The organism is Desulfosediminicola flagellatus (assembly GCF_005116655.2).
Lineage (GTDB): Bacteria > Desulfobacterota > Desulfobulbia > Desulfobulbales > Desulfocapsaceae > Desulfopila > Desulfopila flagellata.
Genome location: NZ_CP050698.1, coordinates 2,562,721 through 2,575,683 on the forward strand (window position 1 = coordinate 2,562,721; position 12,963 = coordinate 2,575,683).

A 12,963-nucleotide genomic window follows, 5' to 3' on the forward strand; every position below is an offset into this window, starting at 1 on the left:
TGTCAACAAAGAGGACATAATGACAGGGAAACATCTGGTACTGCAGACGCTTAAAAAAAAGGGCGTCAAGTATATTTTCGGTTACACAGGCGGGGCCATTATGCCGATCTTTGATGAGATGGATAAAATTGGTGATTTCAACTTCATTATGGCACGCCATGAACAGGGGGCGGCATTCATGGCCCAGGGAATATCACGGGCCTCACTGTCAACCGATACTCCTCAAATAGGTGTATGCCTTACCACATCAGGTCCCGGGGCGATGAATCTGGCCACCGGGATCGCAGATGCCTATATGGACTCAGTACCGTTGGTGGCAATAACAGGCCAGGTTGCGACCGGTGTGATTGCCACAGATGCCTTCCAGGAAAGCGATGTGGTCGGGGTCATGATGCCTATCTGCAAGCAGACCTATATGCCGCTGTGCGCAGATGATATTGAATTAATGGTACATGAAGCCTTTTATGTTGCCACTACAGGCAGAGGAGGCCCTGTTGTTCTCGACATTCCAAAGGATGTACAAGACCAAAAGGTTTCAGACGATTACTCTTTCGATGCAAACACCTTCCGACCGTATTTACCCGGTTTTTTCTACCATCCAACCCCTGAGCGAGAGCCGCTGCAACGGGCCATCCAACTGATAAACCGCAGTGAACGGCCGATTATGTTCTGTGGTCATGGGATTATCAACAGCAATGCAGGCAAGTTGCTGCAGAAATTCGCAGAAAAGGTCAACATTCCCATAGCCTTTACTTTGCACGGCCTTTCAGCGCTGCCGAGCGATCATCGGTTGAGCTTGGGAATGATGGGGATGCACGGGACTGTTGAAGCCAACAAGGCTATCATGGAAGCCGATCTGCTTATCTCTTTTGGCATGCGCTTTGATGACCGGGTAACCGGCAAGCTCAATGAGTACGCCCGAAATGCAGATGTAATTCATGTTGAAATCGACCCCTCTGAGATTGATAAAAATGTTGGCACCACTGTGGCGATCAACGCCGATGTGTACCGCACACTGCATGTTTTAGTTAATGACCCAATGCTGACATATAAGCCACGTCGGCGATGGTTTGAGAGTATTGCTGATTTTCGCCAGGTGATGGCTGAAGATCTAAAGGAGGAAATTGATAGTGGGGTTGGAGAAAATAATCGGTTGTTAATGAAGTCAATTGTTCATAACCTTTCACAACTTTCCGGGGGTAAAGACCTGATTGTTCCCGATGTCGGCCAACACCAGATGATGGCTGCTCGCTTCTATAGTTACCAAACAGAGAATAGCTGGTTCGCCTCAGGTGGTGCAGGCACCATGGGTGTATCTCTACCGATGGCGATTGGCGTCAAAATGGCTCGACCCGATGAGCGAGTCTGGTCGATAAGTGGTGACGGTGGATTCCAAATGAACATTCAGGAACTTGGCACCATTATGGAGCACCAGATAGATATTAAGATTCTCATCTTCAATAATGGACATCTCGGTATGGTGCGTCAGTGGCAAACACTTTTCTTTGATCGTCGCTATGCAGGCACTCCGATGAAGAGCCCGGATTATGGCCTGATTGCTCAGGCATACGGCATACCCTACCGCAAGGTTGAAAAGACCGAAGAGATAATCCCGGCACTGCAGTACGCAATCGATAATCAGGGAGCGATTGTGCTCGAATTCATCTGCGATCCCAGTGAAGTGATACTGCCGATGGTACCAGCTGGAGGGGGATTTGAAGATATGATTGTCAAGCGCCCTATTCCTAGAGAACCGTCAACCAACAATAATGGAGAAGACTCATGAAGCGACGTGCTATTCTGGTCTTTATGCTCGATCGCCCAGGAGTGCTCAACAAAGTATCGATGCTTATCCGCAAAAAGATGTACAACGTCGATACCCTTACTGTCTGCAGTTCACGAATCGAAGGGATCAGCCGGATGACAATTACCCTGCAGGAAGATGATGAAGCAAAGGTACTTCAGGTTATCAAGCAGCTGGAGAGATTTACCGAAGTCATCTCGGTCAAAGAACTCGATACCGATCACAGTTACTGGCGTGAAGTGGCAATTATCAAGCTGGAGGTTGACGCTGAACACCTGAAACAATTTAAGGAGAGATATGATTTTGAGGTCCTCGACCAGAAGAGCGAGGATATGTATATTCTGCAGATTGCCGGGGCCACCCGTAAGATTGACACCTTTCTTGATGAGGTGGGCCGAGAATTTATCATTGAGATTGCACGTACCGGAGTAACTGCTCTGGAAAAATAGTGGAGAAAATCATAAAATATAGCAGTTAACTGAAATAGAGTGTATTTGCGCGACGCATATGCTGCGAACTGCCCGTTTCATCGACAATTTTGAGTAGCAGTCTGTATAGGGAATCTTGCAGAAACTCTATACAGACTGCAGTACAATAACTGCAGGTAATCAAAACACATTTAGTTTTCAGATTTCAGATAGTTTATAACATCCCATATTTCCTGTTCTTCAAGGTTATCCTCAAAAGCAGGCATATCCCCTCTTCCCTTTTTGATTTTCCAGAAGAAATCTCCATCAGAATGCGTTGCGAGTCGCTTTTTCAGATTAGGGGTATTCGACCTCTGGCCTGCTTCCTGTGCATTAAGCCCTTCAGCATTTTCTCCATGGCATGCTGAACAGTTATCAAGGAACACGGCCTTTCCATTTGCAGATGATTCTTTAGTTAAATTAACAGGGTTTTTGACTGCAGCAGCGTCTTTTGGAGCCATCCATTCATGCGCCATCGCTATGCCTGAAATTGCAACAGCAACACAGGCCCCTGTTAGTATATGCTGCGCATATTTCTTCAGTGATAATAACATGATTCTCCAAACGTAGGTGATTGTATATCCGATGATATGTAGTTGGGTATGTCTTAAAATTAGTCTTTTGATTAAACTTGGCTGAGTTATCAGGTCAAGCTGTATAGATATTACCCGTTCCTGCTTAGAGTGGGTATTTTTTACTCAACTCCTTCACTTGCTCTGTGATCCTTATAATGTCAAAGACCTACATAGAACCGCGTAATATTATCCACATGTTAATTACTGTATAGTTATGGCGTGAGTTTTGCTACAAATATAATAGATATAGAAATTCATACATCAACATCAACAGCGTTGCTGCGCTACGTCCTCGCATGAGGAAAAATCAGCATAAAGGAGTTAGCTATGTGGAGATCACATATGGGAGACTGGGGAAGTAACTTTTGCGGTTTCGGTATTCCATTTGGTCAAGGTTACGGGATGTTTGGCTGGATTTTCATGATACTTTTCTGGGCAGCAATAGTGTATCTGGTAATAAGCATATTCAGACACATTTTCGGTAATAGAACTGTTCAGGACAATGATAGTTCATTTGAAATTTTACGTAATCGATTTGCATCAGGCGAAATCAGCGAAGATGAATATCTGGCACGAAAAGGAGTGCTCGGTAAAAAGTAACATTCCGATTTTGTACTGTAATGCCAATGCATGGTATATAATCACTATACCTTCCAAACAATTCATTCACCGGATTATGGAAACGAAGAAGGAACGTGACGGCACGGGCAAAAAACACGATCATATTAATTCTCCAAAAATCCGGTAACCGCTTTTACCTTCAGCTTTTGCAAGGTACATGGCGGAATCTGCATTATTTAACAGTTCAGCGGGATCTATCCCATCGTCAGGTGAAAAACTTATACCGATGGACGTTGTTGTTAATACCTTGCTTTTCTGGATAGTGAAGGGTTTTGAAAATGCACCAATAATTCGTTTAGTTATATGTATAGCGTCATCCCTCGTAGTGAGTTCAGATAAAATAACGACAAATTCATCTCCACCAAAACGAGCTGCGGTATCACAGGAACGTAGACAACTCGCCAGTCGAAGCGCCACATTTTTCAAAAGCTCGTCGCCACCTTCATGACCCAGTGTATCGTTAACCTGTTTAAAATTATCCAGATCAATAAACAATAACCCTACCAAATCGCCAGTCCGTCCAGCACTGCGAATTGCCTGCCCAAGCCTGTCATTAGCCAGTCCGCGATTAGGAAGTTGAGTAAGATCATCGTAATTTGCCATATGCAGGAGGCGCTGTTCATACTGCTTACGTTGAGTTATATCTTCCTGAATAGATAAAAATCGGGTTACTCTAGTCTCTTCGTCGATAATGGGGGAAATGGAAATTTGTTCCCAAAACAGCTCACCATTTTTCTTACGGTTACAAAGCTCCCCTCTCCACTCGCGGCCTTCCTTGAGTTCTTTCCACATCTCTTCATAAAGTTCATGAGGGGTCTTATGAGACTTAAGTATGTTTGGTTTTTTTCCAATAATTTCATCAGCGCTATAACCGGAGATTTTCTCAAATTGTGCGTTTACATACTCGATCTCGCCATTTTCACTACAAATGACGACAGAAGCAGGACTCTGTTCTACAGCCTGGGAAAGAAGCAATACCTTTTGCCTGCTTGTTCGCAAATCGGCCGATTGCACCTCGACGCGCTGTTCGAGTTTTCTGGTAAGGTGGTCTAGTTTAAATTGCTGCTTCAGAATGAGAATGATCAATACAACGCTCACAACAGTTGTGCATGCCAGAAGAATTAACGCGTTTGTATAAAGTTTCGAAAACCTGTTCCTTTTACTTTCATTCTTATTCATCATGTGTTCTGACATCCTGTTTGCCAACACATGGATTAATTTCAATGATCTACTTGTTTCGTCAATAATCGTGACACAATGTTGTTGTGGCTGTTCTGCTATGCGTGCAACTACAGGATCCAGCTTTTTAAGTGATTTTTTCAGAATATCAAGACTTTCCTTTGTTCCCTTAACTTCAAGAATAAAACGACCGAATTCACCCTCCTCAAGCGAATAAATTCTACTCCAGAATATATCAAATAGAAGTGTGACATTTTCAAAATTTTCCTGTTGAGGCGCATCGCGATAACGATGAACTGAATCAAGAAAAACAAGTCCTTCCCTTTCAACCTGTGTGATATTCCAGGTAAAGTCTTCTCGGATTTCCTGACTTTGTGCGCTCTGTTCTTTTTGCAAACTTATTAACATCAAGCCCAGAAGGAGGGTTAGCGACAGCGATACTACTGCCAAAATTGTCCAGACAGGTTTGAATACAACGAACATTTTACGTACTGATTCGATCATAGTGTATAGAATAGCATTACTTTAGAATTTCAATATCACGAAGTTGCCAGATTGACCTGCTAAAATATGTCTCGTTCCAAAGAGATGAATTCTCAGACCATGGGTAAATAATCCATAGTGGACCCTTTTCCCGTACTGACATAATTTCTCCATTTCTTTTCATCGCTATAATTACGTCGTAGATTTTACTGTCTTGCACAGGAATAGTAATTGAGTAATCATTAAGAGCAGTACACTTCAAATTTTCTCCCTGAATTTTTATCTCCTGAATAACATCACGCAATAAAGGACCTGTAAATGTTGTAACTCCAGTGGTCCAAGGTGTTTCTGTTGTAATCGTCCTTTGCGAGAAAGCTTCAAGGGTCTTTCGGTCAAACTTGTGGAAATATTTTTCTCCACCTTCACGGTTTTCTGCAATAACAATGAGCAGTGGAGGTGATGTAGTCTCAGAAGATGAGGCCACTCCCAACATTGATTGCAGTATGCAAACAACACACACAGCCATAATAATACTCTTTTTAAAAAGCTGAAAAGATCTGGATATACCATTATAGTTACGCATGAATATCCCCTTTAGAAAAATGAGTTAATCGAATTATGCTTTTCAATACAATACTTCCTGCGAAAATCGTAGAACTTCTCCAACTCCCTGAACTGATGACAAGACAAGTATATTTTATAGCGTAGAATACTTTTGAGCAAACATATCACCTAATATGATCAGAGAACGTTTTTACGAAATTTCTATGTTTTGCAGTACTAAACAGATCCTTTTTGACTATTTCCAAAAGTTCTAAACCCAATATTTCACATCTATCTTCACATTTCCTACGTATTTCCTGCTCAATACAATTCTATACTGCATGAAGATCAGGCAATGATTACAAGTACAGAATTGTACGTAGATTAGACAGATGAGATATCAGAACCTTTGCACTTTTTCCCTCACATTTTCAGCAAGTCTGGACGATACTCCTCACTGTCCACTTTTGCCAAAACTTACACAGATTGTTATTGTTCAACCCATGACCTACTTATGTCTGAAATAGAAGAACTACGAAGAAAACTCATTGAACTACAGGAAATTGAACAACGTTGCCACAAGGCAGAGAGCACACTCAGGACCATTGAAGCACGAAACCAGCTTCTGGGTGACAGTGCTCCACTTGGAATTTTCATCATAAATGCTGGAGGTTGCATAACCGGTATTAACCGAAAAATGCAGGAGATATTCCCTGTGCCTTCCTGCAATGATTCAAAATCTGTAGATTTCACAGAGAATCAGGAAAGAATTGCCAAGGATATTTTTCCCGATGTTAAACAATGCATCTCACGGCAGAAATCATACATGGTCGAGCGTTCTTACGGTGCCGACGTTGGTGACTGCATTCACTTACGCTACAATCTCAACCCAATACCTGGACCAGACGATACCGTAACTGAGGTCATGGCTATTGTTGAAGACTGTACCGATCTGAAACGTGCAGAGTTGGCACTTAAAAGCAGTGAAAAACGATATCGTCAGCTGTATCAGTCTTCACCTATAGCTATGATTGAAAGGGATGTTACTCAGCTAAAAACTCATCTGGAACATCTGCAAGCATCAGGAATTTCAGATTTCAGAAAATATCTCGAACAAAATCCTGACCAGATACACCATTGCTGGTCAATGATAAAAACGATCGACCACAATCCGGCTTTTGTTAAGCTCATGGATTTAGAGCACTGTGCTACACGAAGCAGTAATTTTGTTGATACCGATTCTGAAATTTTCCGTAAAATGGCCCGAGAAATTATTTTAGAGATATTCGAGAAGAAAAATATCAGCGAAAGAGAGTTACCGCTTGTTACCGCCAGTGGTGAAGTAAAATACATTTTTGGAAAATCGATGATTGTCCCGGGCTGCGAAGAAACCCTGGAACGTGTATTAGTTGCGCTGTTAGACATCTCAGAGCGCAGGAAGGCAGAAGATGCCCTGCGGGAAAGCGAACAACGTTTTAAAGATCTCTCGTTTAAAGATAATCTTACGGGCTTATTTAATCGGCGTTATCTCTACCAGTCTCTTGCTGAATTAATTGAAAACGCAAAAGCAGATGGCTCACAGATCTCACTGATATTTATGGACCTGGATCACTTCAAACAGGTCGTTGATACTCATGGTCACCTCAACGGCAGCCGTGCCATTCGGGATGTGGCACATACCATTAATTCATGCCTGCAAAAACCTGCTTTTGCCGTAGCTTATGCTGGTGACGAATTTGTGGTTGTACTTCCGGGATATGATCAAGATGAGGCGTTACTGAAAGCGAATGATATCCGTATTCGCATGCGAGAGACTATTTATGGACTCGATCAAAATATAGAAATTCACCTGGCAGCGAGCTTTGGTATAGCGACATTTCCTGAAGATGCAATAGACATAGACGCTCTGCTGGCCGCAGCAGACCATGCGCTTTTTGCTGTCAAAGGTAGCGGTAAAAACGGTATCGGGCAGTATACAAAATAGCAGGATTGCAGAGCGTGAGGTAACTTCATGTCCACGTTTTCAGGGAGCCGTCCGATAATGCATTTATCACCCCATATATTCGTTAAATACGAAAATTAATCCTCGGAATATTAAACGTATAGGCCTCCGGTAATTTTTTTCGTGTTTGCTTCAGTCTGAGAGAAAAGCCCTATTCCCTGACGGCCTCCCAGGTAAATATCAAAATGTTCCTTACCTCACATGACCCGGCAGTATAGTTGTTTCTTTATGTAAATGTTCAGGATCGTTGTAAAGAGGGTCTGTCCCAATAGGTTGGTAGATTATTTCCCGATCCTTCACACCACGTGGCTCAGTGGCAACACGCCAATATTCATTTGCCACAAGAGCCGGATCAAAAGGACCGCCTTCGGTAACAATTCCACATATTGCTATTACGGACACATGAATGCCATGCGGTGCGAGTTCTTTATAAAGTGATATTGCCATATTCTTCAACGCTGCTTTGCCTAGTGCCAAAGAAGTCCATTCAGGAAATGGTTCCAATGCTAACCCACCTCCTTTGAATACTATGGCACCTTTATTTCTGCTTACCATATCAGGTACAACGTGTTTCGTGGCAACATGAGCGCCTAATACATTAACAGAAAATTCTGTTATTAATTGTTCACTGGTGAGCTCTAGTGGATTTGCAGGATTAAGAACAGCTGCGTTGTATATAAGCACGTCACATCGCCCAAGCGTATTTATAAGTGCCTGAATAGCAGTCTTTAGCTGTTCTGGGTTACCTGCATCTGCTTGTTCCCAAAACGCAGTCACTCCATCTGTACTCAGTTGTTGAGTTAGTGCTTTAAGGTTTGTAACAGATCGTGAAACGAGGCCTATTGTAAAACCTCCTCTACCAAAACGCTCGGCAATCGATTTGCTGATCCCCGGGCCTGACCCGACAATGATACATGCTGGCATAATGATCTAATATTAGATAATAATTTTCGCTAGCCCCAATATGGAGTACAGAGCGAAGTATTCGTTAATCATTCGTTATTGGTCCACTTTGTTCTCTGGTGAGAACACTAAACAGGAAGAACCGGCACAACATAATCCGTGATCTGGCTGGCTACAATCGTTGCAATATAGATAACCCAGAAAATCAGGCAAACGTGCAGCACATCATTTTGCGAGAACCATATCCCCTTCCCCCCTGCCCATAATTTATGGGTAATCCCCAGATTGTCATAGAGACAATATATACAGCTCGTGAGGAGCAGAAATACCCAGGTGCCAAGAAGAACCAGATCCATATGGTTGCTAAAAGTATAGTACCGCCAGCCATTTATGATACAAACGATCAAAAGAATCGGAGTTGAGACCCAAACCATCAGGTTGAACGTAATACATGACTTTATCGGAACAAACCCTCCAACAAAAGCGATACTTACATATATCACAGAGGTCACCATTGCATAAGTAATCAGCATCATATGCAATGTCCCGCTAGTGCATGAATAGGCCACAGCAACTAGCATTGCGTTCATACTCACTTGCTGGAACATCAGGTAGATTACTTCCCACCAGCTGGTCCAGCTACATACCTGACGTCCCCTGCATTTGATTTCGTAGCCGAACGCCTGATAACTGGTCCCGGCCAGAAGTGCTCCGATGCCCCACAGCACAAGCGAGATGCCCCACCACAAACGTGAAATCTCACTCCCGCGGACATAGAGAAAATATATGCCCACTCCTGTGGTCAGGAAACCAAGAAGATACACCCAAAACGTTGATGAAGGTTGGGTCAGGATAATTTCTCGTGATGCAACTTTAACCTTCAGACATGGTTGTTGCTCGCACCAGTTCTCAGGAGTTAGCTCCTGATCGGTATAGGTAATCGACTGTAGGCGACTGAAAGCGGATGATACCGTCTTCGAAATTGCCAAAACAGTGGAACGTCCCATATCTTTGCTATAGCGTTGAGTTGTACTCCGAATACTTCCTCAAGTATGCAGAGCCTGATGTCTTGATTGCGATTACTGCCAGTTATAGATTCTCTGGCTGAGGCGGAATCAAAACGAATTTACCCACATGTTTTTTCTCAGTGAACTCTTTTTGTGCGTAAACAATTCGTTCGAGTGGATATGTTTTCGCAAGGAGCGGTCGAATCTCACCTTTCTCGATATAGGAAATAAGATTTGAAAAATTCCGCCAACACTTACATCGCTCCAGTCACAGTTAACGACATACCTGCAATGACGTAACCTGTCACCCTTCACGAAATGCCTGAGTAGTATAATACGTGCAACAGATTAAAGTTACGAAAAAAATTATTGATATCTCCGATCTAGCATCTTCATCGTGTGGGCAATGTGATCTTCCATTGCTGCTTTGGCACTTTCAGCGTCTTTATTTCTGACGCACTGTAAGATCGCTTCATGCTGATCAGGCGTTTGAATTTTGCTCTCATGCGGAGAAGTATAAAAGCTATCAAAGAAAAAAATGTATATTGACGACTGGTGAAACAGTTGTTTGCTGATTCGTGCCAAAAATTTATTCTTGGTAGATTCAGCTAAAAGAAAGTGAAAATCTCGATTGGCCATATAATAAATCGCATCATTCTTTTCATCGAGAGCCTGCTGATCTTTTTTATTTATCTGATTCAATTCCTCCAAAATTTCGTCTGTACAGGATTTGGCTGCCTCCCAGGCCACTTGCCCTTCTATCATTATTCGAAGAGAAAACAATTTCCGACCCTCTTCGAAGGTTACCACAGGTATAAAACACCCCTTTTTCTTTTTCCTCTCAAGAATACCCTCGATATTCATTCTGGATAGAGCCCGATTGATAGGAGTCCTGCTCATTCCCAAAGCCTGAGAAAGCTGTTCTTCCTGAAGGAAATCTCCAGGAGTAAACTTACGTTCATAAATGAGCTTCAGGATTTCACCGTAAGCAAGCTCCTCGCTACTTTCTTTTTGTTTCTTGTTTATCATATAAAAGTAATTGTAATTGGTTTGAGACGAGCAACAAAAGTTTTTAATACAAAGCCTTTACAGTTTAAATACTATACTCGCCATCCCTGAAAAATAACACTCCTTACATAGATCACCCATCAGAGAGCTGTAACGTATACACTCTTTAATGCCAACTTTAAGAACGATCTTCTCTTTGTAAAATTTTTCCTTGCATGTTTCAATGTATTCATTTATGTATGGATAACTGCTTAGTGCACGTTGCTACGTGCATATTTGTCTTTCATTAAAAGATTTAAATTTGAAGGAGTCGTAAATGATGGATCGAAACATCGTTCTGCTGGGTTATGGAATGCAAGGAAAAGCCTGTGTATATGATCTCATCAAGTATGGAGAATTTGACGAGTTGAGTGTAGTAGATTGCTACGACGGCTTTATTGATGACATTAACTTAATAAAAGATCCGAGAGTTCATGGATACCATGTTGACGGTACTGACCGTGTTAAACTACGCGAGCATCTCCACCCGGCCTCACTTGTTATAGAATTTTTCCCGCCCCACTTAACCCTCCAGATGGTTGAGCTGGCTATTGATTGCAACTGTCATGCTATCACCTCCAGTTATATCAATAATCCAGCCTATACCAATCAGCCTGGTTTTGCTGAACGGCTTGAGATACTTCATGAAAAAGCCCAGCAAAAAAACCTCGTGATTTTAGAAGAATTCGGCATGGACCCTGGTATCGACTTAGCCATGGGCCAAAAAATAGTAGATACTTTCGACGAGGTTCATGCACTTCATTCCTATGGTGCGGGGTTCCCCGAGTTGCAATCTGCAAACAATCCTTTGAAGTATAAATTTACCTGGTCGGTTATAGGGGTCATCCGCTCGCATCTACGCCCGGCTACGTACCTTAAAAACTGTGAGGTTGTTGAAATTCCAGCAGACTCAATGTTTGCATCTGATAATACGCATCGACTGGAAATCCCAGGATTAGGAGATACACTTGAGTGCTTTTATAACGGAAACTCAACGCAATATGTCGATCATTTCGGGATAGAAGAGACAGTTAAAAGTATGGGGCGCTACATCTGTCGCTGGCCTGGACACGGTGCATTTTGGGAAAGAATGGCTAAATGTGGCTTTTTAAGTGACCAACCTATTCAGGTAGGTGAGCAACAGGTGAAGCCAGATGAATTTTGTGCCTCGCTTTTAGGAAATCAAGAGCAGTTTCATTACCAAAATGATGAAAGCGATATCGCTCTTCTCCGTGTCGATGGTAGAGGGATCATTGATGGACAGCCCAAGCAGGTGCTGATGCAAGCCATCATTTACCATGATAAATCTTCAGGTTTCTCTGCTATGCAGCAGACGGTTGGATTTCCCATGGCCATCGGCAGCATGATGATTCTTAACGGAAAAATCACAAATCCTGGAAGAACAATGCCCATGGAAGTCCCCCTTGACTTGTACTTCAATGAACTAGAACGACGCGGCATTCATTTTGAAGAAATTATAAATGATTGGGATGGTCAACTTAATCCATAGCCTTCAATATGTATTGATTGAATCATGAGAACCAACAGTTGCAACCGTAAAGCCCAATCAGAGCATGAAAAAAATTATAGGAGACAAATACATGCAGCCCTTAACGCCGTTTCTAGGGGTTTTATGCTGGGAGGAAGGAAGTAATCCCAAAGGACTTGAACAATTAGAAACTCTTCCCGGCAACAGTACAAACCCACTCACATATCCCTTTCCCGTTCTTTTTGAAAGAGTTGTAGGGGCTAACTACCAAACTGTCCTGGTTGCCCCTGATGTCAAACTTGTTGGTGCCATGGTCGAAGCGGCAGAATCTATGATAGCTCAGGGCGTCAAAGCAATCATCACAAGTTGCGGCTTTAATGCGATTTTTCAAAAGGAGCTGGCGGATGCTCTCAAGGTCCCTGTTTTTACGTCAGCTTTAATGCAGATACCATTTATTCACGCCTCACTAGGCGGTCAAAAGCTACTGGTTATTACTGCTTCCAAACACGACTTGAAGCCTGAACACTTCCATGCAGTTGGTGTAACGGATATGCATGGAATCGAAATATATGGTATGGACGAGATGCCGGAATGGAGCAAAATCAGTCGTTCTCCAGACCAGCCTCTTTCAATAGAAAAAGTGGAAAATGAAATAGTTACATTGGCTGTAACTGCAAAAGAAAAGCACCCGAATTTAGGAGCAGTCTTGCTCGAATGTACCGACCTGCCTCCTTTTGCAGATGCTGTCAGGAAAGCTGTAAATCTCCAGGTTTATGACTTGTCAACGATGGTTGCATTAGTTCACAAATCATTTTCCACTTAATCTTCAAAGCGACAGGAGAA

12 protein-coding genes and 1 pseudogene are annotated in these 12,963 nt (G+C 42.6%); 6 read left to right on the forward strand and 7 right to left on the reverse strand.

What is annotated here, in order from left to right:
* Positions 1 to 19: 19 nt before the first annotated feature.
* Both ilvB and ilvN read left to right on the forward strand, forming a co-directional pair.
* On the forward strand, positions 20 to 1,786 hold the full coding sequence (gene ilvB, locus FCL46_RS10705) for a biosynthetic-type acetolactate synthase large subunit (protein WP_136806461.1): 1,767 nt from the start codon (positions 20 to 22) through the stop codon (positions 1,784 to 1,786).
* Complete coding sequence (gene ilvN, locus FCL46_RS10710; RefSeq protein ID WP_136806462.1) at positions 1,783 to 2,253, forward strand: acetolactate synthase small subunit; 471 nt, start codon at positions 1,783 to 1,785, stop codon at positions 2,251 to 2,253. The genes ilvB and ilvN overlap by 4 nt, the downstream gene beginning before the upstream one ends.
* Positions 2,254 to 2,423: 170 nt before the next feature.
* On the opposite strand, the gene FCL46_RS10715 is transcribed toward ilvN, so the two are convergent.
* Positions 2,424 to 2,825 (reverse strand): c-type cytochrome, encoded by a 402-nt coding sequence (locus FCL46_RS10715; protein ID WP_136806463.1) that lies wholly within the window; start codon positions 2,823 to 2,825, stop codon positions 2,424 to 2,426.
* A gap of 348 nt (positions 2,826 to 3,173) precedes the next feature.
* On the opposite strand from FCL46_RS10715, the gene FCL46_RS10720 reads away from it, so the two are divergent.
* Positions 3,174 to 3,446 carry an SHOCT domain-containing protein gene (locus tag FCL46_RS10720; RefSeq protein WP_136806464.1) on the forward strand — a complete coding sequence of 91 codons (273 nt, stop codon included), beginning with the start codon at positions 3,174 to 3,176 and terminating at the stop codon, positions 3,444 to 3,446.
* 120 nt (positions 3,447 to 3,566) lie between these two features.
* On the opposite strand, the gene FCL46_RS10725 is transcribed toward FCL46_RS10720, so the two are convergent.
* Positions 3,567 to 5,129 carry a diguanylate cyclase domain-containing protein gene (locus FCL46_RS10725; RefSeq protein WP_167505808.1) on the reverse strand — a complete coding sequence of 521 codons (1,563 nt, stop codon included), beginning with the start codon at positions 5,127 to 5,129 and terminating at the stop codon, positions 3,567 to 3,569.
* Between the two features lie 37 nt (positions 5,130 to 5,166).
* Positions 5,167 to 5,712, reverse strand: a complete 546-nt coding sequence (locus tag FCL46_RS10730; protein ID WP_136806466.1) for a putative pterin-binding protein — start codon at positions 5,710 to 5,712, stop codon at positions 5,167 to 5,169.
* A 474-nt stretch (positions 5,713 to 6,186) separates the two neighbouring features.
* On the opposite strand from FCL46_RS10730, the gene FCL46_RS10735 reads away from it, so the two are divergent.
* Positions 6,187 to 7,656: a sensor domain-containing diguanylate cyclase gene (locus FCL46_RS10735; protein WP_136806467.1), complete on the forward strand. Its 1,470-nt coding sequence runs from the start codon at positions 6,187 to 6,189 to the stop codon at positions 7,654 to 7,656.
* Between the two features lie 210 nt (positions 7,657 to 7,866).
* Here the strand turns inward: FCL46_RS10735 and FCL46_RS10740 are convergent, their stop codons facing one another.
* The 4 genes and pseudogenes from FCL46_RS10740 to FCL46_RS10755 form a co-directional block, all read right to left on the reverse strand.
* Complete coding sequence (locus tag FCL46_RS10740) at positions 7,867 to 8,598, reverse strand: SDR family NAD(P)-dependent oxidoreductase (protein ID WP_136806468.1); 732 nt, start codon at positions 8,596 to 8,598, stop codon at positions 7,867 to 7,869.
* A gap of 107 nt (positions 8,599 to 8,705) precedes the next feature.
* Positions 8,706 to 9,584, reverse strand: a complete 879-nt coding sequence (locus FCL46_RS10745; protein ID WP_136806469.1) for a hypothetical protein — start codon at positions 9,582 to 9,584, stop codon at positions 8,706 to 8,708.
* A gap of 82 nt (positions 9,585 to 9,666) precedes the next feature.
* Positions 9,667 to 9,825: pseudogene (locus FCL46_RS28825) on the reverse strand (zinc-binding dehydrogenase); the annotation flags it as partial.
* A gap of 125 nt (positions 9,826 to 9,950) precedes the next feature.
* Positions 9,951 to 10,613, reverse strand: coding sequence for a GntR family transcriptional regulator (locus FCL46_RS10755; protein ID WP_136806470.1), 663 nt, complete (start codon positions 10,611 to 10,613; stop codon positions 9,951 to 9,953).
* A 295-nt stretch (positions 10,614 to 10,908) separates the two neighbouring features.
* On the opposite strand from FCL46_RS10755, the gene FCL46_RS10760 reads away from it, so the two are divergent.
* Both FCL46_RS10760 and FCL46_RS10765 read left to right on the forward strand, forming a co-directional pair.
* Complete coding sequence (locus tag FCL46_RS10760) at positions 10,909 to 12,141, forward strand: saccharopine dehydrogenase family protein (RefSeq protein WP_136806471.1); 1,233 nt, start codon at positions 10,909 to 10,911, stop codon at positions 12,139 to 12,141.
* Positions 12,142 to 12,232: 91 nt separating this feature from the next.
* A complete protein-coding gene (locus tag FCL46_RS10765; RefSeq protein ID WP_167505809.1) occupies positions 12,233 to 12,943 on the forward strand; it encodes an aspartate/glutamate racemase family protein in 711 nt (236 codons plus the stop codon).
* The last annotated feature ends 20 nt before the right edge of the window (positions 12,944 to 12,963 follow it).

What these genes read in the sequence shown, in the direction of transcription:
- ilvB (WP_136806461.1), top strand. Translation starts at nt 20, where the DNA reads ATGACAGGGAAACATCTGGTACTGCAGACGCTTAAAAAAAAGGGCGTC.
- ilvN (WP_136806462.1), top strand. Translation starts at nt 1,783, where the DNA reads ATGAAGCGACGTGCTATTCTGGTCTTTATGCTCGATCGCCCAGGAGTG.
- FCL46_RS10715 (WP_136806463.1), bottom strand. Translation starts at nt 2,825, where the DNA reads ATGTTATTATCACTGAAGAAATATGCGCAGCATATACTAACAGGGGCC.
- FCL46_RS10720 (WP_136806464.1), top strand. Translation starts at nt 3,174, where the DNA reads ATGTGGAGATCACATATGGGAGACTGGGGAAGTAACTTTTGCGGTTTC.
- FCL46_RS10725 (WP_167505808.1), bottom strand. Translation starts at nt 5,129, where the DNA reads ATGTTCGTTGTATTCAAACCTGTCTGGACAATTTTGGCAGTAGTATCG.
- FCL46_RS10730 (WP_136806466.1), bottom strand. Translation starts at nt 5,712, where the DNA reads ATGCGTAACTATAATGGTATATCCAGATCTTTTCAGCTTTTTAAAAAG.
- FCL46_RS10735 (WP_136806467.1), top strand. Translation starts at nt 6,187, where the DNA reads ATGTCTGAAATAGAAGAACTACGAAGAAAACTCATTGAACTACAGGAA.
- FCL46_RS10740 (WP_136806468.1), bottom strand. Translation starts at nt 8,598, where the DNA reads ATGCCAGCATGTATCATTGTCGGGTCAGGCCCGGGGATCAGCAAATCG.
- FCL46_RS10745 (WP_136806469.1), bottom strand. Translation starts at nt 9,584, where the DNA reads ATGGGACGTTCCACTGTTTTGGCAATTTCGAAGACGGTATCATCCGCT.
- FCL46_RS10755 (WP_136806470.1), bottom strand. Translation starts at nt 10,613, where the DNA reads ATGATAAACAAGAAACAAAAAGAAAGTAGCGAGGAGCTTGCTTACGGT.
- FCL46_RS10760 (WP_136806471.1), top strand. Translation starts at nt 10,909, where the DNA reads ATGATGGATCGAAACATCGTTCTGCTGGGTTATGGAATGCAAGGAAAA.
- FCL46_RS10765 (WP_167505809.1), top strand. Translation starts at nt 12,233, where the DNA reads ATGCAGCCCTTAACGCCGTTTCTAGGGGTTTTATGCTGGGAGGAAGGA.